Annotated in this window: 19 protein-coding genes; 9 read left to right on the top strand and 10 right to left on the bottom strand. The window is 69.9% G+C overall.

Going from position 1 to position 20,447, the window contains the following annotated elements:
- Positions 1–55: 55 nt before the first annotated feature.
- From ABEB09_RS23430 to ABEB09_RS23405, 6 genes are all read right to left on the bottom strand, one after another.
- On the bottom strand, positions 56–796 hold the full coding sequence (locus ABEB09_RS23430; protein WP_345691875.1) for a TerD family protein: 741 nt from the start codon (positions 794–796) through the stop codon (positions 56–58).
- Positions 797–942: 146 nt separating this feature from the next.
- The gene (locus ABEB09_RS23425; protein ID WP_345691874.1) at positions 943–2,091 is read right to left on the bottom strand and encodes a DUF475 domain-containing protein; all 1,149 of its coding nucleotides are present in this window, start codon (positions 2,089–2,091) and stop codon (positions 943–945) included.
- A gap of 100 nt (positions 2,092–2,191) precedes the next feature.
- Positions 2,192–2,767, bottom strand: a complete 576-nt coding sequence (locus ABEB09_RS23420) for a TerD family protein (RefSeq protein WP_345691873.1) — start codon at positions 2,765–2,767, stop codon at positions 2,192–2,194.
- Positions 2,768–2,906: 139 nt separating this feature from the next.
- Complete coding sequence (locus ABEB09_RS23415) at positions 2,907–3,482, bottom strand: TerD family protein (RefSeq protein WP_345691872.1); 576 nt, start codon at positions 3,480–3,482, stop codon at positions 2,907–2,909.
- Positions 3,483–3,680: 198 nt separating this feature from the next.
- Positions 3,681–4,139 (bottom strand): peroxiredoxin, encoded by a 459-nt coding sequence (locus tag ABEB09_RS23410; protein WP_345691871.1) that lies wholly within the window; start codon positions 4,137–4,139, stop codon positions 3,681–3,683.
- A 105-nt stretch (positions 4,140–4,244) separates the two neighbouring features.
- The gene (locus ABEB09_RS23405; protein ID WP_345691870.1) at positions 4,245–4,682 is read right to left on the bottom strand and encodes a DUF3052 domain-containing protein; all 438 of its coding nucleotides are present in this window, start codon (positions 4,680–4,682) and stop codon (positions 4,245–4,247) included.
- A gap of 526 nt (positions 4,683–5,208) precedes the next feature.
- On the opposite strand from ABEB09_RS23405, the gene aceE reads away from it, so the two are divergent.
- On the top strand, positions 5,209–7,956 hold the full coding sequence (gene aceE / locus ABEB09_RS23400) for a pyruvate dehydrogenase (acetyl-transferring), homodimeric type (RefSeq protein ID WP_345691869.1): 2,748 nt from the start codon (positions 5,209–5,211) through the stop codon (positions 7,954–7,956).
- Between the two features lie 87 nt (positions 7,957–8,043).
- A complete protein-coding gene (locus ABEB09_RS23395; RefSeq protein ID WP_380840803.1) occupies positions 8,044–9,024 on the top strand; it encodes a potassium channel family protein in 981 nt (326 codons plus the stop codon).
- Here the strand turns inward: ABEB09_RS23395 and ABEB09_RS23390 are convergent.
- Positions 9,005–9,403: a peptidase inhibitor family I36 protein gene (locus ABEB09_RS23390; protein WP_345691867.1), complete on the bottom strand. Its 399-nt coding sequence runs from the start codon at positions 9,401–9,403 to the stop codon at positions 9,005–9,007. The two genes, ABEB09_RS23395 and ABEB09_RS23390, sit on opposite strands and share 20 nt — an antisense overlap.
- 183 nt (positions 9,404–9,586) lie before the next feature.
- Entirely contained in the window at positions 9,587–11,197 is a 1,611-nt protein-coding gene (locus tag ABEB09_RS23385; protein WP_345691866.1) for an MFS transporter, read from the bottom strand.
- Positions 11,198–11,312: 115 nt separating this feature from the next.
- Here ABEB09_RS23385 and ABEB09_RS23380 point away from each other — a divergent pair, with 115 nt between their 5' ends.
- From ABEB09_RS23380 to ABEB09_RS23350, 7 genes are all read left to right on the top strand, one after another.
- A complete protein-coding gene (locus tag ABEB09_RS23380) occupies positions 11,313–12,026 on the top strand; it encodes a TetR/AcrR family transcriptional regulator (RefSeq protein WP_345691865.1) in 714 nt (237 codons plus the stop codon).
- Between the two features lie 134 nt (positions 12,027–12,160).
- Entirely contained in the window at positions 12,161–13,384 is a 1,224-nt protein-coding gene (locus tag ABEB09_RS23375; protein ID WP_345691864.1) for an alpha/beta hydrolase, read from the top strand.
- Between the two features lie 77 nt (positions 13,385–13,461).
- Positions 13,462–14,322, top strand: coding sequence for a DUF4429 domain-containing protein (locus ABEB09_RS23370; RefSeq protein WP_345691863.1), 861 nt, complete (start codon positions 13,462–13,464; stop codon positions 14,320–14,322).
- Positions 14,323–14,414: 92 nt separating this feature from the next.
- On the top strand, positions 14,415–15,770 hold the full coding sequence (locus ABEB09_RS23365) for a sensor histidine kinase (RefSeq protein ID WP_345691862.1): 1,356 nt from the start codon (positions 14,415–14,417) through the stop codon (positions 15,768–15,770).
- 35 nt (positions 15,771–15,805) lie between these two features.
- Positions 15,806–16,486: a response regulator gene (locus ABEB09_RS23360; RefSeq protein ID WP_345691861.1), complete on the top strand. Its 681-nt coding sequence runs from the start codon at positions 15,806–15,808 to the stop codon at positions 16,484–16,486.
- A 137-nt stretch (positions 16,487–16,623) separates the two neighbouring features.
- Positions 16,624–17,655, top strand: coding sequence for an alpha/beta hydrolase (locus ABEB09_RS23355; RefSeq protein ID WP_345691860.1), 1,032 nt, complete (start codon positions 16,624–16,626; stop codon positions 17,653–17,655).
- Entirely contained in the window at positions 17,652–18,845 is a 1,194-nt protein-coding gene (locus ABEB09_RS23350; RefSeq protein ID WP_345691859.1) for an acyltransferase family protein, read from the top strand. Before ABEB09_RS23355 ends, ABEB09_RS23350 begins: the two co-directional genes overlap by 4 nt.
- A gap of 86 nt (positions 18,846–18,931) precedes the next feature.
- On the opposite strand, the gene ABEB09_RS23345 is transcribed toward ABEB09_RS23350, so the two are convergent.
- Together ABEB09_RS23345 and ABEB09_RS23340 are read right to left on the bottom strand one after the other, a co-directional pair.
- Positions 18,932–19,951, bottom strand: coding sequence for an aldo/keto reductase (locus ABEB09_RS23345; RefSeq protein ID WP_345691858.1), 1,020 nt, complete (start codon positions 19,949–19,951; stop codon positions 18,932–18,934).
- 6 nt (positions 19,952–19,957) lie between these two features.
- Positions 19,958–20,422, bottom strand: a complete 465-nt coding sequence (locus ABEB09_RS23340; protein WP_345691857.1) for a MerR family transcriptional regulator — start codon at positions 20,420–20,422, stop codon at positions 19,958–19,960.
- Positions 20,423–20,447 lie beyond the last annotated feature (25 nt).

Here is a 20,447-nt window from a genome sequence, read left to right as displayed (position 1 = left end):
CGCCGGCCCGAGTCGGGCGGGCCAGGCCGTCGGGCCAGGCAGTCTCCGGGCGGTCTCAGACCTTGCCGGCCTTGAAGCCGCGTCCCCACTGCATGCCCCAGCCGTACATCCGGTCCAGCTCGCCCTGGAAGCCGTAGACGAACTTCACCTCGCGGCGGACGACCAGCTCGCCCTTGATGTTCTCCAGCAGGAACACCGCGCAGGAACGGGCCTCGGGGGCGCGCTCGTCGAGTTCTATCTCGATGCGCGGGCCATTGCTCGGGTAGAGCGTCATCTTGGCGTGCGTACGGTCGAACGCCGGTGTCTGGTCGTAGATGTAGACGAAGAACAGCAGCCGCTTGATGTCGTCGCGGTGGTCCAGATTGACGAAGATGGTCTCGCCGGACGGCGAGCCGAACCGGTCGTCCCCGCTGAGCTTCACGTACGGCGGGTCGTTGAGGTCGCCGAAGAACCCGCCCAGCGGCTGTACGACGCCCTTGGAGCCGTCGGCGAGTTCGTACAGGCAGCCGATGTCCAGGTCGACGTTGACGACGCCCTGTGTGTGCGCCTGGACGGGCTCCGGCTGGAAGAACTTCAAGGGATGCCGCAGCAGCCGGCCGCTCTGCCGGGACCTGCCCTCGATGTCGGAGGTGCGCATCTTCCAGGAGAGGTTGACGCGCAGGTTGCCGGTCGCGGCGCCCTGCTTGGTGAGCGAGACGGAGGGGCGTCGCCTCGTCAGCTCGATCGCGTTGGTCGCGGCGCTGCCCGAGTCGAACTGCGCCGCCCTGTTGGAAAACAGGTTGTCCCAGATGGCCATGCCCCACCCCCAGGTGCCGGGCCCGTGCGGGGCCCGTGTGTCGGATACGCGACGGGGCGGCCGGGAGCACCCGGCCGCCCCGCTCAGAAGCGTTCCGCAGAGCCGGAGTGGTCACACCCCTGACTCATGCAGTCGTCGTCACACGGTCACACTCCGGACGAGACCTCGGTCTTCTCCCCGGTTCCGCCCTCGGCGTTGCCCTCCTCGGCGGCGAGGAGCTTGTTGCGGCGGACCGAGGACAGGAAGGAGGCCGCGATCAGGAACACACCGATGAGGCCGGTGATGACCTCGTTGATCTCGTACTGGATGGTGATCAGCAGCAGGACCGCGAGGGCACCGATCGCGTAGTGGGCGCCGTGCTCCAGGTACACGTAGTCGTCCAGGGTGCCCTGGCGGACCAGGTAGACCGTGAGCGAACGGACGTACATGGCACCGATACCGAGGCCGAGCGCCATCCAGAAGATGTGGTTGGTGATGGCGAACGCGCCGATGACACCGTCGAAGGAGAACGAGGCGTCCAGCACCTCGAGGTAGAGGAACAGGAAGAAGGCCGCCTTGCCGGCCAGGCCGACCATGGAGACCTGCTTGCCCTCCGCCTTGGCCTTCTCCTCCTCCTCGTGCTCGCGCTCCTCCTCTTCCTCGAGCTTGTCCTCGAAGTAGCCGGAGAGACCGCCGACGACGAGGTACGTGATCAGACCCGCGACACCCGAGAGCAGCACGGTGGCCGACTTGTCCATGTGGCCGGTGCTGGTGTGCGCCTGGGTGGCGAACGTGACCGCGCTGAGGAGGAGGACGATCAGGGCGATGCAGACCGACAGCATGTCGACCTTGCCCAGCTTGGCCAGCGGACGCTCCAGCCACGCGAGCCACTTGATCTCGCGCTCCTCGAAGATGAAGTCGAGGAAGATCATCAGCAGGAACATGCCGCCGAACGCGGCGATGGCCGCGTGCGCGTCGGTGACCAGGGCCTCGTACTGACCCGGCTTGTCGAGCGCGAGCTGAACGGCCTCGATCGGCCCGACCTTGGCGCTGATGGCGACGATGACGACGGGGAAGACCAGTCGCATACCGAACACCGCGATCAGAATGCCGATCGTCAGGAAGATGCGCTGCCAGAAGGCATTCATCTTCTTCAGGATTCCGGCGTTGACGACCGCGTTGTCGAAGGACAGGGAGATCTCGAGGATCGACAGGATCAGGACGATCCCGAACGCCTCCCACCCCCACTGCCAGGCCGCGAAGGCAAGGCCGAGCGCCGTGACGGCGAACGACCAGCCGAAGGTTTTCAGAACCACTGGCTACCCAATCGTGTTGGGGGTCCCCCCGGGCGAAGCGTGCGGAAGGGCCTCTTCCACGCCCAGCGCGCCGGGTCTTGAACGAACCCAGGGACGAGCTTTAGGAAACATTGACCCCGAAGTCTAGAGCGATGCCCCGCAGCCCCGACGCGTACCCCTGACCCACGGCCCGGAATTTCCATTCGCCGCCGTACCGGTACAGCTCGCCGAAGATCATCGCCGTTTCCGTGGAGGCGTCCTCGCTCAGGTCGTAGCGCGCCAGCTCCTGGCCGTCGGCCTGGTTGACGACACGGATGAACGCGTTGCTGACCTGCCCGAAGGTCTGGCCGCGGTTGTCGGCCTCGTGAATCGAGACCGGGAAGATGATCTTGTCGCAGTGCGCGGGGACCTTGGTGAGGTCCACGATGAGCGACTCGTCGTCGCCGTCGCCCTCGCCCGTGAGGTTGTCACCGGTGTGCTGGACGGACCCGTCGGGGCTCGTCAGGTTGTTGTAGAAGATGAACCACTCGTCGCCGAGGACCCTGCCGGACTGGCAGAGCAGCGCGCTGGCGTCGAGGTCGAAGGGCGCTCCGGTGGTGGAGCGCGCGTCCCAGCCGAGTCCGACCAGTACCTGGGTCAGGTTGGGTGCGGCCTTGGAGAGGGAGACGTTGCCTCCCTTGGCGAGCGTGACGCCCATGACGATGATCCTCCCCGGTGACGTGCTGCGTGTGGTGCGTCCGTGTGGTGCGGCCCCCCGGCACCGCCCGGTGTCGGCGGAAAGGGTGCGTCCGGCGCCGCACGGACGCGTGCGGCGCCGGACGGAGACTCGGCGTGGCTCAGACGTTCACACCGAAGTCCTGCGCGATACCGCGCAGGCCCGAGGCGTAGCCCTGGCCGATGGCGCGGAACTTCCACTCCGCACCGTGGCGGTACAGCTCGCCGAAGACCATGGCGGTCTCGGTCGAGGCGTCCTCGCTCAGGTCGTAGCGCGCCAGCTCATCGTCGTTGGCCTGGTTCACGACCCGGATGAAGGCGTTGCGCACCTGGCCGAAGGACTGCTGGCGGCTCTCGGCGTCGTAGATCGAGACCGGGAAGACGATCTTGTCGACGTCGGCCGGGACCGCCGCCAGGTTGACCTTGATCTGCTCGTCGTCGCCCTCGCCCTCACCGGTGAGGTTGTCGCCGGTGTGCTCGACGGAACCGTCCGGGCTCTTCAGGTTGTTGAAGAAGACGAAGTTGCCATCGGTGGCGACCTTGCCCTCGGCGTTCAGCAGCAGAGCGCTGGCGTCCAGGTCGAAGTCCGTACCGGTGGTGGTGCGGACGTCCCAGCCCAGACCGACGGTGACGGCGGTCAGGTTGGGCGCGGCCTTGGTCAGCGAGACGTTGCCGCCCTTGCTGAGGCTGACTCCCACGAGTCCCTCCATTGGTTTTCCAGGGGCAGCGCCCCCGTCGTGCGTTGGCATCGGATCAACGAGTGGATCCTAGTGACGGGTTCCCGTCGGGGGCAGGCTCTTGACGCAAGAGCCACCGGTGCCGGGTGCACAGGCGGACGTACCCATGACGGCCCGCCCGCACGCCTCGGATCCGGGTTCGCCCCGTAGCGGCGAGGGTCAGAGCTCCTCGAGGGCCTTGACGTACTCGTTCAGGTCGCGGGCGTCCGGCAGCCCGTTGACGACGGTCCAGCGCACGACGCCGTCCTTGTCGATGATGAAGGTGCCGCGCACGGCGCAGCCCTTCTCCTCGTCGAAGACGCCGTAGGCGCGGGAGACCTCGCCGTGCGGCCAGAAGTCCGACAGCAGCGGGTAGTCGAGGTTCTCCTGCTCGCCGAACACGCGCAGGGTGTGGATGGAGTCGTTGGACACGGCGAGCAGCTGGGTGTCCTCGTTGACGAACCGCGGCAGCTGGTCCCGCAGTGCGCACAGCTCGCCCGTGCAGACGCCGGTGAACGCGAACGGGTAGAAGAGCAGCACGACGTTCTTCTCGCCGCGGTAGTCGCCGAGCCGCACGGTGCGCCCGTGGTTGTCCTTCAGTTCGAAGTCCGGGGCCTTCGTGCCGACCTCGATCGCCATGACAAACGCTTCCCTTCGGTGGACCGATCCGGTGAGGTCCCACCCTACGCACTGGGCCCCCGCCGACGGGATCGGCGGGGGCCCCACGGCTGCGGGGAGCGGCGGTCAGCGCTTGGACTTGGCCGCCTTCGGGCTGACCAGGCGGCTGCCGGCCCAGTCCTTGCCCGCGTTGATGCTCCGGGTCTGGGAGAGGCCCGCGGTCTGGGCGGCCTCGTTGATGTCGCTGGGCTCGATGTAGCCGTCACGGCCGGTCTTGGGCGTCATGAGCCAGATCTGGCCGCCCTCCTCGATCAGGCCGATGGCGTCGACCAGCGCGTCCGTGAGGTCGCCGTCGTCATCGCGGAACCACAGCAGGACGACGTCCGCGACGTCGTCGTAGTCCTCGTCGACGAGATCCTGGCCGATTACAGCCTCGATGCTCTCACGGAGCTCCTGCTCGACATCGTCGTCGTAGCCGATCTCCTGGACCACCTGTCCGGGCTCGAACCCCAGCCTTGCGGCCGGGTTGGTCCGCTCCTCCGCGTGGTCCGCGGTCGCGCTCACGGCTTGCCTCCTGATCATGTCTTGGAAAGTGCTTCAGCCGCGCGCGTACGCGTGGCATTGGGCGTAGTCCACACGTGCTGGGCGGATCGCGCAAGTACCCGGCGACCTAGACCGCCGAAACGGTGACTTTTGGGGCCGTCCTGCCGCAACTCCAGGCACCTCCACCCTCGGCTCCGTGACGTACACCACACCTATTGACCCACTTTAGGGCGTTGTATGCGTCGAGTACCCGGAGACCCTCGTTCGCATGGGCGAACCACCGGCCGGAACGCATGATCGACTCGGGCGTGAGGTTGCGATTCGTCCCGGCCGGGGGCGGGGGCGGCGCCGGCCCCGGAAAGGGCCGGTGACGCCCTGGGCGAACCGGGCGGGTTACCCCTCGGTAGAGATGACGTACGGGCCCGAGGGGTACACGATGGTGGCGGCGCGACCGCAAAGCTGACACTCCGCACACACGCACCACTCCGGCCCACACGGCACCTCGCACGTCATCCCCCGTAGGCACATCGAACAGCGAAGGAACAGCGTGGCTTCCGCATCCGATCGCAACCCGATCATCATTGGCGGCCTTCCCAGCCAGGTCCCGGACTTCGATCCGGAAGAGACCCAGGAATGGCTCGACTCCCTCGACGCCGCGGTCGACGAGCGGGGCCGCGAGCGGGCCCGCTACCTGATGCTGCGCCTGATCGAGCGGGCCCGCGAGAAGCGCGTGGCCGTGCCCGAGATGCGCAGCACGGACTACGTCAACACCATCGCCACCAGGGACGAGCCGTTCTTCCCCGGCAACGAGGAGATCGAGCGCAAGATCCTCAACGCGACCCGCTGGAACGCGGCCGTGATGGTCTCCCGCGCGCAGCGTCCCGGCATCGGCGTGGGCGGCCACATCGCCACGTTCGCCTCCTCGGCGTCCCTGTACGACGTGGGCTTCAACCACTTCTTCCGGGGCAAGGACGGCGGCGACGGCGGCGACCAGATCTTCTTCCAGGGCCATGCCTCTCCCGGTATCTACGCCCGCGCCTTCCTTCTGGACCGGCTGAACGAGACCCAGCTCGACGCCTTCCGCCAGGAGAAGTCGAAGTACCCCAACGGCCTGTCGTCGTATCCCCACCCGCGGCTGATGCCCGACTTCTGGGAGTTCCCGACCGTCTCCATGGGCCTCGGCCCCCTGGGGGCGATCTATCAGGCCCGGATGAACCGCTACATGGAGGCGCGGGGGATCGCGGACACCTCCCAGTCGCATGTGTGGGCGTTCCTCGGCGACGGCGAGATGGACGAGCCGGAGTCGCTGGGCCAGCTCACCCTGGCCGCCCGCGAGGGTCTGGACAACCTGACCTTCGTCGTCAACTGCAACCTCCAGCGCCTCGACGGCCCGGTGCGCGGCAACGGCAAGGTCATCCAGGAGCTGGAGTCCGTCTTCCGCGGCGCCGGCTGGAACGTGATCAAGCTGATCTGGGACCGGTCCTGGGACCCGCTGCTCGCGCAGGACCGGGACGGGATCCTGGTCAACAAGATGAACACCACGCCGGACGGCCAGTTCCAGACGTACGCCACCGAGTCCGGCGCGTACATCCGCCAGCACTTCTTCGGTGACGACCACCGGCTGCGGGCCATGGTCGAGGGCATGTCCGACGACCAGATCCTGCACCTGGGCCGCGGCGGTCACGACCACCGGAAGATCTACGCCGCCTACGCGGCGGCCCGCGCCCACAAGGGCCAGCCGACGGTGATCCTGGCCAAGACGATCAAGGGCTGGACGCTGGGCCCGAACTTCGAGGGCCGCAACGCCACGCACCAGATGAAGAAGCTGACGGTCGACGACCTCAAGCGCTTCCGGGACCGGCTGCACCTGCCGATCTCCGACAGCCAGCTGGAGTCCGGTCTGCCGCCGTACTACCACCCTGGTCGCGAATCGGAGGAGATCCAGTACATGCACGACCGGCGCAAGGCGCTGGGCGGGTATGTGCCGACCCGAGTCGTGCGGTCGAAGCCGCTGACACTGCCGGACGACAAGACGTACGCGGCGGTCAAGAAGGGCTCCGGCCAGCAGTCGATCGCGACGACGATGGCGTTCGTCCGCCTGCTCAAGGACCTGATGCGGGACAAGGAGATCGGCAAGCGGTTCGTGCTGATCGCGCCGGACGAGTACCGGACCTTCGGTATGGACTCGTTCTTCCCGAGCGCCAAGATCTACAACCCGCTGGGTCAGCAGTACGAGGCGGTGGACCGCGAGCTGCTCCTCGCGTACAAGGAGTCGCCCACGGGCCAGATGCTGCACGACGGCATCTCCGAGGCGGGCTGCACGGCGTCGCTGATCGCGGCCGGCTCGGCGTACGCCACGCACGGCGAGCCGCTGATCCCGGTGTACGTCTTCTACTCGATGTTCGGTTTCCAGCGGACCGGCGACCAGTTCTGGCAGATGGCCGACCAGCTCGCGCGCGGCTTCGTGCTGGGTGCGACCGCCGGCCGAACGACGCTGACCGGTGAGGGCCTGCAGCACGCGGACGGCCACTCCCAGCTCCTGGCGTCGACGAACCCGGGCTGCGTCGCGTACGACCCGGCGTTCGGCTACGAGATCGCCCACATCGTGCAGGACGGCCTGAAGCGCATGTACGGCGCGACGGAGGAGCACCCGCACGGGGAGGACGTCTTCTACTACCTCACCGTCTACAACGAGCCGATCCAGCACCCCGCCGAGCCGGCGGACGTGGACGTCGAGGGCATCGTCAAGGGCATCCACCGCTTCAGGACCGGCGAGGCGGGGAGCATCCCCGCGCAGATCATGGCGTCCGGTGTGGCCGTTCCGTGGGCCGTGGAGGCCCAGCGCATCCTCGCCGAGGAGTGGAACGTCAAGGCCGACGTGTGGTCGGCGACGTCGTGGAACGAGCTTCGCCGCGACGCGGTCGAGGCGGAGGAGTACAACCTGCTTCACCCGGAGGAGGAGCAGCGCGTTCCGTACGTGACGCGGAAGCTTTCCGGCGCCGAGGGACCGTTCGTGGCCGTCTCCGACTGGATGCGGTCCGTGCCGGACCAGATCTCGCGCTGGGTGCCGGGCGCGTACACCTCGCTCGGCGCGGACGGCTTCGGTTTCGCCGACACCCGGGGCGCTGCCCGCCGCTACTTCCACATCGACGCCCAGTCGATCGTCCTGGCGGTGCTGACCGAGCTGGCCCGGGACGGGAAGGTGGACCGCTCGGTCCTGAAGCAGGCGGTGGACCGGTACCGGCTGCTGGACGTCTCCGCGGCCGACCCCGGTCCGGCCGGCGGCGACGCGTAACTCTCGGCGGCCCGGGCGGGCTCTCCGTCCGCCCGGGCCCCGGTCCGGGGCGATTTCTCCCTGCGGCGCCGCCCTAATATGCCCGGCATGAAGCAACAGACGCCGCAGGTCCGCTGGGAAGAGCGCACGCAGAGGCCGCTGCTGGCGCTGGCCGTGGCCTTCGGTGTCGCCTACGCCGTCTCGATCGTGGCGACGGAGGCGGACCCTTGGGTGCTCGCCGTATGTACGGCGGTGGAGTGGCTGGTGTGGGGCGCCTTCGCCCTGGACTACGTCGTGCGACTGGCCCTCGCGCCGTCGCGGTGGCTGTTCGTACGGCATCACTGGCTGGACCTCCTCGCGGTCGTGCTGCCGCTGATCCAGCCGCTGCGGCTGCTGCGGCTGGTCTCGACGCTGCTGCTGGTGGGGCGCCGGGCCCGGATGGCGTCGCAGATCACGCTGACGACGTACGTCGTGGGCTCGGTGGTGGGCCTGATGATGTTCGGTTCGCTCGCGGTGCTGCATGTGGAGCGGGATGCGCCCGGCGGGAACATCAAGACGCTGGGCGACGCGGTGTGGTGGTCGTTCACGACGATGACGACCGTCGGCTACGGCGACCACGCGCCGACGACGGGGCTGGGGCGGCTGCTGGCGGTGGGGCTGATGCTGTCGGGCATCGCCCTGCTGGGTGTGGTCACCGCGAACATCGCGGCCTGGTTCATCGCCCGCTTCGAGCGGGACGACGCGGAGGAGCGCCGCCGGACGGCGCTCCTCGAAGCGCTCACCCATGAGGTCCGCGAACTGCGGGTGGAGGTCGCCCGCCTCTCGCAGGGCCCCACACCGGACGGAGGCGCCGCACCCGCGGGACGTGCGGTGTCCGTGGGAGACGTCCCCGCACCGCTGGGAGCGTCCGTGCCGACGTGGGGGCCGGCTGCGGCCGCGGGGTCTTCGGCGCCGGAAGGCCCCGTGCCGTCGGTGCCGGAAGGCGTGCCGTCGGTGCCGGCCGGGCGGTCCGGTGAGTCGCTGCCCGCCGAGGGCGGGTCAGTGGCGGGCGACGGCGCCGACAGTGGGGTCAGTTCTCCCAGATCTTGAAGGCGCGGACCTGGTAGGGCGATCGCGGCACCCAGGTGCCGCCGCCCGGATAGGTTTCGAACTCGCCGGTCTCGGCGCATGTCGCGGACTGGTACGTGGTGACAGGCCGTCCGGTGCGGTTGACCAGCGCGGCGGCTGCTGTGCCGTCCGGCAGGGCGATACAGCTCTCGATGTCGGTTCCGGCCAGCTCGTAGGTGTGTCGCTTGCCCTTGAACTCCTCCTTCTCCCACAGGCACAGGCGTCCTGATTCGCAGGGGCCGAAGTTCCGTGGTGCGGCGTCGGCGGGTCCCGCGGCGGCCAGGGCCGTGGCCGCGATCGCGGTGAGGGCCAGCCCGGTAGCGGTGAGGATGGTCTTGTTCTTCGTGTGCGTCATACGCATGGTGATCAACCCCCGTTTCGTCACGCTCCGTGTCGAGCGCTTGCCACAGTTTTACTTTCTGTGACCGTCGGAGCGGAAGGGGTTACCGGCCGGTCCACCCGGACGAGTGATGGCAGCGGGCCCCGGCGCAGGTTCTGCGCCGGGGCCCGCGGTGTCGGACGACGTGCCGACGGTGGGAGGGGGTCAGATGTGGGCGCCGCCCGCCCCCGCCTCCGCGTTCGCGCCGCGCTTCGTGAGCATGGCGACGGCCGCGGCCACGACGGCCACGACACCGGCGACCATGAAGGCCAGACCCATGCCGGACATGAACGTGTCGTGGATGACCTTGCTGATCGCGGCGAGACCCTCCGGGGTCATGCCGGGCGCCTTGGCCAGCTCCTGCGGAACCATGCCGAACTCCGCCGCCTGCTCCAGGCCCGGAGCGGGCGGGGTCGGAATGCCCGCTTCCTTCCAGTTGGCCGGGAACTCACTGCTGACCTTGGACGACATGACCGCGCCGAGCACCGCCGTACCCAGCGCGCCACCGACCTGCATGGCGGCCTGCTGGAGACCGCCGGCCACACCGGACAGCTCCAACGGGGCGTTGCCGACGATCACCTCGGTGGCGCCGACCATCACCGGCGCGAGGCCCAGACCCAGGACGGCGAACCACAGGGACGTGGCAAGCGTGCCGCTCTCGGGCGTGAGGGAAAGCATGCCGAACATGGCGACGGCCGTGCAGACCATGCCGCCCACCAGCGGAATCCGCGGGCCGAACTTGGTGATCAGGGCACCCGCCAGCGGCGAGGAGACGATCATCATGCCCGTCAGCGGCAGAAGTCGCAGACCGCTGTCGACCGGGCTCAGCTCCTTCACGCCCTGGAGGTAGAACGTCACGAAGAACAGCCCGCCCATGAACGCGAACGCCATGAGAATCATGAGCACGACACCAGCGGAGAGCGGGATCGACCGGAACATCCCCAGCGGGATGAGCGGCTCCTTGGCGTTGTTCTCCCAGACGGCGAACACCACGAACAGCACGAGGGCGAGGATCAGGAAGAACCACGTGTAGAGGTGGCCCCACCCCCAGCTCTCGCCGGCCTTGATGATTCCCCAGATCAGGGACGCCATGGCGCCCGACAGCAGGAGGATGCCGAGGATGTCGAAGGAGCGCGGCGCGTTCTCCGCACGGTGGTCCTTGAGGATCACCAGGCCGAGCGCGAGCGCGAGGAGGCCGACCGGCACGTTGATGAAGAACACCGACTGCCAGCTGACGTGCTCGACGAGCAGGCCGCCGACGATCGGGCCACCGGCGGTCGAGGCGCCGATGACCATGCCCCAGATACCGATCGCCATGTTCAGCTTCTCGGCCGGGAAGGTGGCCCGCAGGAGCCCCAGCGCGGCTGGCATCAGCAGGGCACCGAAGAGCCCCTGGAGCACACGGAAGGTGATGACCAGGGAGATCGAGTCGGACAGGCCGATCGCGGCGGACGACACCGCGAAGCCGGCTATGCCGATGAGGAAGGTCTGGCGGTGGCCGAAGCGGTCACCGAGCTTGCCGGCCGTGACCAGCGCGACGGCCAGGGCGAGGAGGTAGCCGTTGGTGATCCACTGGACATCGGCGAGCGTGGCGCCCAGGTCTCGCTGGATCGCGGGGTTGGCGATGGCGACGATCGTGCCGTCGAGCGCGACCATCATCACACCGACCGCCACGGCGAAGAGCGTCAGCCAAGGGTGCCCCCGCAGCCCCTTGGCCGGTGCGGACGCCGGCTCGGGAGCTTGCGGCGCCTTTTCGATGGTGGTCTGACTAGTCATACGGCGAGGCTAGTGTCAGTCGCTGACAATTGACAAAGCAATTCACACGACGGTAACTGTCACGTCGCTCACAGATAGGCTGAGCTGGCAGAAGAGGCGAAACGAGGACCAACAAGTGACGGTTGAGCAGCCGACCGCTACGGGCTCTGCCACCGGGCTGCGCGAACGGAAGAAGCAGCGCACCCGGGACGCCCTGCTGCGCACCGCGCTCGAACTGTTCACGACGCAGGGGTACGAGCAGACCACCGTCGACGAGATCACCGATGCCGTCGACGTCTCGCAGCGCACCTTCTTCCGCTACTTCACCAGCAAGGAGGAAGTGGCCTTCGCCATCCAGGACACCGTCGAGGAGCGCTTCCTGGAGGGACTTCGCGCCCGGCCCGCCGAGGAGGCCCCGTTCGACGCGCTGCGCAGTGCCGTCCTCGACGCCTGGGACACCATCGGCGAGACGATCACGGCACTGGTCCCGCTCGAGCTCTATCTCGGCATGTTCCGGGTGATCGAGTGCACACCCGCACTCCTCGCCGTCCACCTGCGCCGCTCCATCGAGATGGAGGAGAACATCGCCCGGCTGATCGCCGACCGGGAGGGCCTGGACGTGGACGCCGACCCGCGGCCCCGGGTGGCCGTGGCCGCCTTCAGCGGCGTCATGCGGATCACCGGACAGCTGTGGGTGCGTACCGGTGACACCAGCCTGGAGGCGATCCGGGCGATCACCGAGACGTACCTGGACCATCTCGGCCCGGCCCTGGCCGCCGACTGGGGCCGTGCACGGGACCGCGCACCTCGCGCGCAAGCGGCGCCGGTCGAGGACGACCAAGGCCAGTAGCCGCTCACCGGGACGCGCAAGGACCCTGAGACGGTCGGCGGATCGTCCGGATTACCCGACACGGTCCCCCTTGAAGCGTGACGTGCGTCACGCCCGCCACGGACGCCCTTCGTCCTCTCCTAGGGTGTCTCGTAGTGACTTCCTTCATTGCCTCCCCCACGCTCACCGTCTGGCGCACGCTGCTCGCCCTCGCGGTGGTCTTCGTTCTCCTCGCGACCACCGGCTGGAGTGCGCTGAAGCACCCGCACGACGCCATGGAGGTGTCGCGCGACACGGCCCTGACCTCATGGCGAACCGGATGGATAGACCAGCGGCCTCTCCCGGAGCCCACGTCCCCGCCCGGCGTCCTGAGTGCGTTCTTCGCCTCCTTGAGCACGTCCCAGCGCGAACGGCTCGCCGCCGAGTACCCGCTGGTCGTGGGCAACCTCGACGGCGCACCGGTCGGCCTGCGCTACCGGGCCAACCGGTACGCGCTCGGCCGGGCACTCACCGCCGAACGGGGGCGGGTCGACGACCGGAGGCTCTCGGCGGAGGGTCGCAAGGAGGCGATCAGGAGGGCGCACCGGTTCGCCGCCCTGATGCGGGCCGACCGGCAGATCCTCGCCTTCGACCCTTCGGGGAAGGGGCGTGCCGCCGAGGTGTTCGGCGATCTGGAGCGGGCCGAGCGGGTCTCCGTGATCGTGCCGGGGGTCGACACGAACCTGCTCACCTTCCAGAGGACCGCCCGGAAGTACACGGCCCCCGTCGGCATGGCGGAGTCGCTGTACGCGGCGGAGCGCAGCGCGGCGCCCTCGACGCGTACCGCCGTGATCGCCTGGGGGGACTACACCGCTCCCACCGGGGTCGGCATGGACGCGGCGACAGGGAGACTCGCCGCGGAGGGTGCTGTACGGCTCGTGGACCTGACGAACGCGCTGCCCGGGCGGTCGCCGGTCTCCCTGTTCTGCCACAGCTACGGCTCCGTGGTGTGCGGCGTCGCGGCGTCGCGGCTGCCGGCGCGGGTCGCCGACATCGCGGTGGCCGGTAGTCCGGGGATGCGTGCCGAGAACGTGTCCGCACTGGGCACGCGCGCGAGGGTGTGGGCGATGCGCGACGCAGACGACTGGATCGCGGGCGTGCCGCACATGGACGTCGGCGGCCTGGGGCACGGTGCCGACCCGGTGGCTCCCGAGTTCGGTGCCCGGCTGCTGTCCGCGGCCGACGCGGTGGGACACGGCGGGTACTTCGAGCCGGGCACGGACAGTCTGCGGAACTTCGCGCAGATAGGGGTCGGCTCGTACCTCTCGGTGCGCTGTGCGGACGACGAGGATGCCTGCCGGAGTGGAATTTCCGGCGCCGAGCAGCTCCAACGCGCGTAGAGAGCCGCCGAGAGTAGTCCATTTCGGCACCTCTTCCAGGGGCGACGCGCGGGCGCCCGCCGCATACGATGAGGCGCATGGGTGATGTGCTGGCCGGAATTCATGCCACCTGGGAGTTCGAACCCGACGCCGTGCTCATCCGCTTCGAACGGGGGATCAGGGCGCCGAAGCTCTTCCAGGCGCTGCGCGAAAGACGCGTGCCCCATGAAGCGCTGGCATCGGTGACGCTCGCCCCGGGCAAGCGGGGAACGGTGGTGCTGCACGCGGTGCCGCGCGCGGGTGCGGACCCGCTGATGGAGGCGGCCGCCGGGCAGCTGAAGGAGGGCTCCGACCCCTACCGGCTGGTGCTGCCGGCGGAGCGCGAGACGCTGGCCGAGTACTACGCCGACGAGCTGCGCTCGCTGCTGGGGCCCGACCGTTCGGAACCGGCCGAGCGCTTCCTGGTCGCCGCGCCCGAGGCGCCGCTGCAGTTCAAGGCGTATGACGGCAAGGCGGCCTTCGACGGCGGCCAGGTCTCCTTCCGCTGGTTCTGGACGGGCGCGTCGTCCGCGAAGTGGAAGGCAGGCGACCAGACCTTCTCCGTGAGAGAGCTGAGCGGCGTCGAGTGGCGCTCGCCGGACATCCTGGACGGCTATCTCCGCTTGCTGAGGCGAGGTGGTGACAGCCAGCCCGCGCAGGCGGACCATGACCCGGCAGCTGTGGTCTTCGGGCTCGGCTACGGGCCGGTGCACGAGTCTCTGCCCTTCGCGGCCGCGGTGCTGGAGGCCGTGCGGGCTTCGGAGCGCGCGGTTCCGGTGCCCGTGCCGGTCGCTGCTGGCCGGCGCGACCCGGCCGACATCGCGGACCGTATCCGGCACTTGGGCGAGTTGCACCAGGCGGGCCTGGTGACGGACGAGGAGTTCGCGGCGAAGAAGGCCGAACTGCTGGCGGAGCTGTAGCGCTCGTGCGGTGTCATACCGGGGTATGAGGCGGTGAACTGGCTCCCGGGTATGACGCCGCACCGGGCCGGGCGAGCCTACGCTGGCGGATCATGAGCAGCGCTTCCCCGTCCTCCCCCACCCCACCGGCGCCCGGCAAGCCCGGCGCGAGCGGTTCGCCCGTCACGCTCGCGGAGCGGTCGCGGCGGCTTGTGCGCGAGGCGGTGCACGCGCTGGGCGCGGCACTGTCGACGCCGACGGAGCCGGGGGAGCCGCTGCTCGGCCAGGCCGCCTCGCGGTGGGTGCGGCTGCTGCCGTACGCGGTGGCGTTCGCGTTCGTCGCCTCGCTGCTGCCGGTGACCGTGGTCGTTCTGATCCAGGACTACCACGTCAACGGCGGCATCGCGGGAACGCTGGCCACCGCCCAGACGGCTCCGCTGCTGATGGCGGTCTCCCGGCCGCTGCAGGCGTGGTGGATCGTCTTCACCGCGGATGTGCTCGGCGCGCTGGTGACGGCGAACCGCGACTTCGCCGAGAGCCTGCCGTGGCCGTGGACTCCCATGGCCGTGGTCGGCTACCTGGCGCTGATGCTGGCCGTGGGGCTGCGCGAGCAGCGGCGGACGCTGGTCAGCGTGTGGCTGGTGACGGGCGCCGCCGGGTTCGTGTTCGCGCTGGTGCAGCCGGATCTCGGCCAGGGCATCCACCTGGTCCTTTTCGTGCTGAGCGGTGCCCTGCTGTTGATAACGGGCATGCTGCGGGCGCGCGGTGACACGCAGCGGCGGCTGGTCGAGCAGGAGACGATCAGCGAGGCCGAGCGGGCCCGGCGCACACTGCTGGAGGAGCGGACCCGGATCGCGCGCGAGCTGCACGACGTGGTGGCCCACCACATGTCGGTGATCACCGTGCAGGCGGACTCGGCGCCGTACCGGATCGAGGGGCTGCCGGAGGCGGCACGCGAGGAGTTCTCGTCGATCGCGGCGTCCGCACGGGAGTCGCTCACCGAGATGCGGCGCCTGCTCGCCGTGCTGCGCAGCGAGAACGCGGAGGGTGAGCGTGGACCGCAGCCGGGGCTGAACCGACTCCAGCAGCTGGTCGAGGCCACGGTGAGGGCGGGACTGCCGGTCGAGCTGTCGATGGCGGCGGATCTGGGCCAGGTGCCGCAAGCCGTGGACCTGTCGGCGTACCGGATCGTGCAGGAGGCGCTGGCGAACGTGGTGCGGCATGCGCCCGGAGCCAGGACAAGAGTGTCGGTGACGAGGTCGCCGAACCTCGAGTGGCTGATCGTGCTGGTCGTCAACGGCCCGCCGACGGAGCCGACTTCGCCGCTGGAGACGACGGGCACGGGACACGGCCTGGTGGGGATGCGGGAGCGCGTACGGTTGACGGACGGGAGACTCGACACCGGACCGCTGCCGGACGGCGGGTTCCGTGTGGCGGCGCGTCTTCCGCTCACCGTGCGGCTTCCCTGACCGGCGAGCCGTGCCGACTTGTACGAGGGGACCCTGTGACCATCCGCGTGATCATCGTCGACGACCAGGCCATGGTGCGGGCGGGTTTCGCCGCGCTGCTGTCGGCGCAGGCCGATATCGATGTGGTGGGCGAGGCAGCGGACGGCAGGGCGGGCGTGGACGTGGGGCGTTCGTCGCACGCGGACGTGGTGCTCATGGACGTCCGTATGCCCGAAATGGATGGGCTGGCGGCGGCCCGGGAGCTGCTGAACCCCCCGCCCGGTGTGACGCACCGGCCGAAGGTGCTGATGCTGACCACCTTCGACGTGGACGACTACGTGTACGAGGCGCTGCGTGCCGGAGCGTCCGGCTTTCTGCTCAAGGACGCCCCTCCCGCCGATCTGATCGCGGCGGTCCGTGTGGTCGCGGCGGGCGAGGCCCTGCTGGCGCCCTCGGTGACACGGCGGCTGATCGAGGACTTCGCCGCGCAGCGCCCCGCCCCGCGCAAGGACCGGTCCGTACGGCTGAACGGGCTGACGCCCCGTGAGACGGAGGTCCTGGAGCTCGTCGCCCGCGGCCTGTCCAACCAGGAGATCGCCGGCCATCTGGTGCTGGCGGAGCAGACGGTGAAGACCCACATCGGCCGGGTACTGGCCAAGCTCGGCCTGCGCGACCGCGCACAGGCGGTGATCTTCGCGTACGAGTCGGGCCTCGTCGTGCCCGGCGACTCGACCTGACCCCACACGGGCACCGGCCTGTAGGACACCCCCTACCCAGGTATCACTCAGGAGTTGGCTCCGGGGGTTGACGTACGTTCAGGTGTCGTCTCCTTACCTTCCTTCGCGTCACAGCAGGACAGGCAGGAGGGGGCGTCATGCGCCGCTACAAGAGGACTCTGGTGGCCGCCGCACTGGCGACGACCGTCGTCGCCGGGACGGCCGGCTGGGCCTCCGGGACTGCGCAGCAGGCCATGACGGGTCCGCCGCCGGGCACGGCGGAGTGGCGGGCCGACACCTCTCTCGGGCGGGCGCTGCCCGATCCGGCTCATGCGTCGCCCGCAGAGGTGGCCGGGTTCTTTCGGGGCCTGAGCCGGGCGCAGCAGTGGGCTCTGACGAGGCGTCACCCGGCGGTCGTGGGCAACCTCGACGGGGTGCCCGTGGCGCTGCGGTACGAGGCCAACGCGATCGCCGTGGCCCACGAGCCCCGGTTCGCGCGTCTGGCCGGGCGCCGGATACTCGCCTTCGATCCGCGGGGGCGCGGTCTGGTCGCCGAGGTGTTCGGGGACCTGGAGCACAGCGGCCATGTGGCGGTCGTCGTACCCGGCTCCGACATCGACGCGGGGTCGTACGACCGGGCCCGCGACCCGTACGGCACACCGGCGGGGATGGCGAGGCAGCTGCACCGGGCGACCGGCGGGCGCACCGCGGTCGTCGCCTGGGCCGGGTACACGACGCCCGTCGGGGTCGGTCCGGACGCCGCGACCGGCGCACTGGCCGAGGCGGGCGCGGAGCGGCTGGCCCGCTTCACCGACGGGCTCGCCGCATCCGGTGTCGCCGCACCGGCCGTGTTCTGCCACAGCTACGGGTCGGTGGTGTGCGGCCTGGCGGCGGCGCAGCTCAAGGCGAAGGACCTCGTGGTCCTCGGCTCCCCCGGCATGCGCGCCGGCAGTGTCACCGCTCTGGGCACGACGGCACGGGTGTGGGCGGCGAAGGACCCGACCGACTGGATCTCCAAGGTGCCGAACGTCGAGTTCCTGGGCCTGGGCCACGGAACCGACCCGACCTCGCGGGAGTTCGGTGCGCGCCGGGTGCCCGCCGCGGACGCCGAGGGCCACACCGGCTACTTCGCGCCCGGCACCACGTCCCTTCGTGCGTTCGCCGCCATCGCGGAAGGAGACGCCAGGTGAAGCTCATCGACAGGATCGAGCAGCAGACGCCGGCGCACCGCGACCGGGCGATCGACGGGCTGCGCGCGCTCGCCCTCCTCGCGGTGCCGACGGGGCACTGGCTGGTGGGCGGGTTCACGCTCGACGGTGAGGGCGCGCTGCACAACGCCAGCCCGCTGTCGGCTTTAGGGTTCCTGGCGCCCGCGAGCTGGGGGCTGCAGATGCTGGGCATCTTCTTCCTGGTCGGCGGATACGCGTCGGTGCTGTCCTACCGGCGGTACCCGGGCAGCACGTCGGCCTGGCTCAAGGGCCGGATCGCCCGGCTCGGCAGGCCCGTCCTCGGGGTCACCGCCGTCTGGGCCGTGCTGATAGCGGTGCTGAGTGCCCTGGGCGTACCCGGCGACACTCTGCGGACCGGGTCGACGCTGGTGATACAGCCGCTGTGGTTCGTGGGCGTGTACACGGTCGTCACCGCCCTGACCCCGTACTGCGTGCGGGCGGCGCGGCTGATGGGCACGTGGGCGGCTGCGCCGCTGCTCGGTTCGGTCGCCGTCGTCGACTTCCTGCGCTACGGACCGTACGCCGACGTCATGCCGTCCTGGCTGGGCCTGCTCAACCTGCTGCCGGGGTGGCTGTTCGCCTACCAGCTCGGTGTCTGCTGGGGCGAGAAACGGCTCGGCAGGCGGGAGGCGTGGACGCTGCTGGCCGGTGGGGCGGTGCTCTTCGCGACGCTGTTGATCGTCTTCCACTACCCGGCGTCGATGGTGGGTGTGCCCGGCGAGGCCCGCGCCAACTCGCATCCGCCGTCGCTGCTCGTGCTCGCCCTGGCCGCGGCGCAGAGCGGGGCCGCGATCCTGTTGCGCGACCGGCTGGGCCGGCTGCTGAGCAGGCCGGCCGTGTGGGCGCCGGTTGTGATGATCAACCTGTCCGCCATGACCATCCTGTGCTGGCACCAGACGGCGATGCTCGCCGCCGCTGTTCCCGCGTCCCTGACGTTGGGGGCCGTGCCGGGACTGACCACGGCGCCGGAAACGATCGGGTGGATCGTGGCGCGGCTGGCCTGGATGCCGCTGTTCGCCGGGCTGTTGTTGCTCATAGCCCGGTACGCGCGGGGCTTCGAGTCGCCGTGGACGAAGGCCACGAAGGCACGTCGGGCGGCAGCGGGGCTGCTGGCGACGGGGTTCGCGGCCTTCGCCCTGGGGCTGGCCTGAGGCGCCGGGATGCCCGGCGGCCGGTGCCTGTGTCCGAAGGGGCGGGGCATGCGGTCGGGAACAGGAGCAAGGCCGGCGGTGGGCCGTCAGGATTCGCGGGCGGCGGAGGTGAGGGACATGTCGGGGTAGCGGTCTCCGGCGACGCGGGCGGCGATGGGTTCCAGCAGGGCGAGTTCCGCCTCGGTGAGCGTGATCCAGGTCGCCGCGGTGTTCTCCAGGAGACGGCTGCGCCTGCGGGTGCCGGGGATGGGCACGACGGTCAGCCCGTGCACGGCCGACCGGTGGTGAACCCAGGCAAGTGCGACCTGGGCGGCGGTCACGCCGTGGGCTGCGGCGATGGTGTGGACGGGCTCCAGGAGCGCGGCGTTGCGGCGGGCGTTGTCGCCGGAGAAGCGGGGCTGGGAGCGGCGGAAGTCGTCTTCCTGGAGGTCCTTGGCCGCGTCGGCGAAGGCACCGGTGAGGAAGCCGCGGCCGAGCGGCGAGTAGGGCACGACCGCGACGCCGAGTTCGGCGGCGGCGCCGACGGCGCTGCGCTCGACATCGCGGGAGAACAGGGACCATTCGGACTGAAGGGCGGCGATGGGGTGAACGGCGTGGGCTTCGCGCAGTTCGGGGCCGGTGACCTCGCTGAGGCCGAGGTGCTTGATCTTGCCCTCGTGGACGAGTTCGGCCATGGCGCCGACGGACTCGGCGAAGGGCACGGCCGGGTCGCGGCGGTGCATGTAATAGAGGTCGATGACGTCGACGCCGAGCCGGCGGAGACTGTTCTCCACGGCGGACTTGATGTAGGCGGGGTCGTTGCGGACGCCGCGATAGTGCGGGTCGTCGGTGCGGATGATGGAGAACTTGGTGGCCAGCGTGATCTCGTCGCGGTGTGCGGCGACGAACGGGGCGAGGAACTCCTCGTTGGCGCCTCGCCCGTAGACATCGGCCGTGTCGATCAGGGTGACGCCTGCCTCCAGGGCGGCGTCCAGGGTGTCGCGGGCCGCGGCCTCGTCGGTGTCCCCGTAGAACTCGCTCATGCCCATGGCACCCAGGCCCTGGATGCCGACCTCGGGGCCGTTCGTACCGAGCCTGGCCGTGGTGATCCGTTCCGTGCCGCTCATGCCGGGTCAGAACCCTTCCGGCGCCCTGCCGGCGCCCGCATAGAAGTTGATCTTGAAGTCGAGTACGGCCAGCGTCTCCTGGAGCTCCGCGATGCGGGCCCGCACGTCCCTGCGGGTCTCCTCCAGCAGCCCCTGCCGCTCCTCGAAGGTGTGCTCGCCCGCGCGCACCAGCTCCGCGTAGCGGACCATCGCCGCCACGGGCATGCCGGTGAGCCGGAGCTTCCCGACGAAGGTCAGCCAGTCCAGGTCGCGGTTGGTGAACCTCCGCTGGCCGGTGGCGGACCGGTCGACGTGCGGCATCAGGCCGATGCGCTCGTACCAGCGCAGCGTGTGCGCGCTGAGCCCGGTCCAGGCCGCCACCTCGCTGATCGTGTAGCGGTCCTGCCCGTCGGGGCGGGGGTGCGCGGGCGGTGCCGAAGTGCAGATGTCGGTGCTCTGGGTGCCTGCCGGAGTGCTCTCGATCACCGTCATGCCCCCACGCTAGGACCTTCGAGTG

This window comes from Streptomyces coeruleoprunus, from assembly GCF_039542925.1.
In the GTDB taxonomy this organism is placed as follows: Bacteria; Actinomycetota; Actinomycetes; order Streptomycetales; family Streptomycetaceae; genus Streptomyces; species Streptomyces coeruleoprunus.
The sequence above is the reverse complement of the archived record's forward strand: the minus strand, read 5'-3'. Positions and strand labels throughout refer to the sequence as shown.

What these genes read in the sequence shown, in the direction of transcription:
- ABEB09_RS23385 (WP_345691866.1), bottom strand. Translation starts at nt 11,197, where the DNA reads ATGACTAGTCAGACCACCATCGAAAAGGCGCCGCAAGCTCCCGAGCCG.
- ABEB09_RS23355 (WP_345691860.1), top strand. Translation starts at nt 16,624, where the DNA reads ATGCGCCGCTACAAGAGGACTCTGGTGGCCGCCGCACTGGCGACGACC.
- ABEB09_RS23370 (WP_345691863.1), top strand. Translation starts at nt 13,462, where the DNA reads ATGGGTGATGTGCTGGCCGGAATTCATGCCACCTGGGAGTTCGAACCC.
- ABEB09_RS23420 (WP_345691873.1), bottom strand. Translation starts at nt 2,767, where the DNA reads ATGGGCGTCACGCTCGCCAAGGGAGGCAACGTCTCCCTCTCCAAGGCC.
- ABEB09_RS23395 (WP_380840803.1), top strand. Translation starts at nt 8,044, where the DNA reads ATGAAGCAACAGACGCCGCAGGTCCGCTGGGAAGAGCGCACGCAGAGG.
- ABEB09_RS23340 (WP_345691857.1), bottom strand. Translation starts at nt 20,422, where the DNA reads ATGACGGTGATCGAGAGCACTCCGGCAGGCACCCAGAGCACCGACATC.
- ABEB09_RS23345 (WP_345691858.1), bottom strand. Translation starts at nt 19,951, where the DNA reads ATGAGCGGCACGGAACGGATCACCACGGCCAGGCTCGGTACGAACGGC.
- ABEB09_RS23390 (WP_345691867.1), bottom strand. Translation starts at nt 9,403, where the DNA reads ATGCGTATGACGCACACGAAGAACAAGACCATCCTCACCGCTACCGGG.
- ABEB09_RS23430 (WP_345691875.1), bottom strand. Translation starts at nt 796, where the DNA reads ATGGCCATCTGGGACAACCTGTTTTCCAACAGGGCGGCGCAGTTCGAC.
- ABEB09_RS23365 (WP_345691862.1), top strand. Translation starts at nt 14,415, where the DNA reads ATGAGCAGCGCTTCCCCGTCCTCCCCCACCCCACCGGCGCCCGGCAAG.
- ABEB09_RS23410 (WP_345691871.1), bottom strand. Translation starts at nt 4,139, where the DNA reads ATGGCGATCGAGGTCGGCACGAAGGCCCCGGACTTCGAACTGAAGGAC.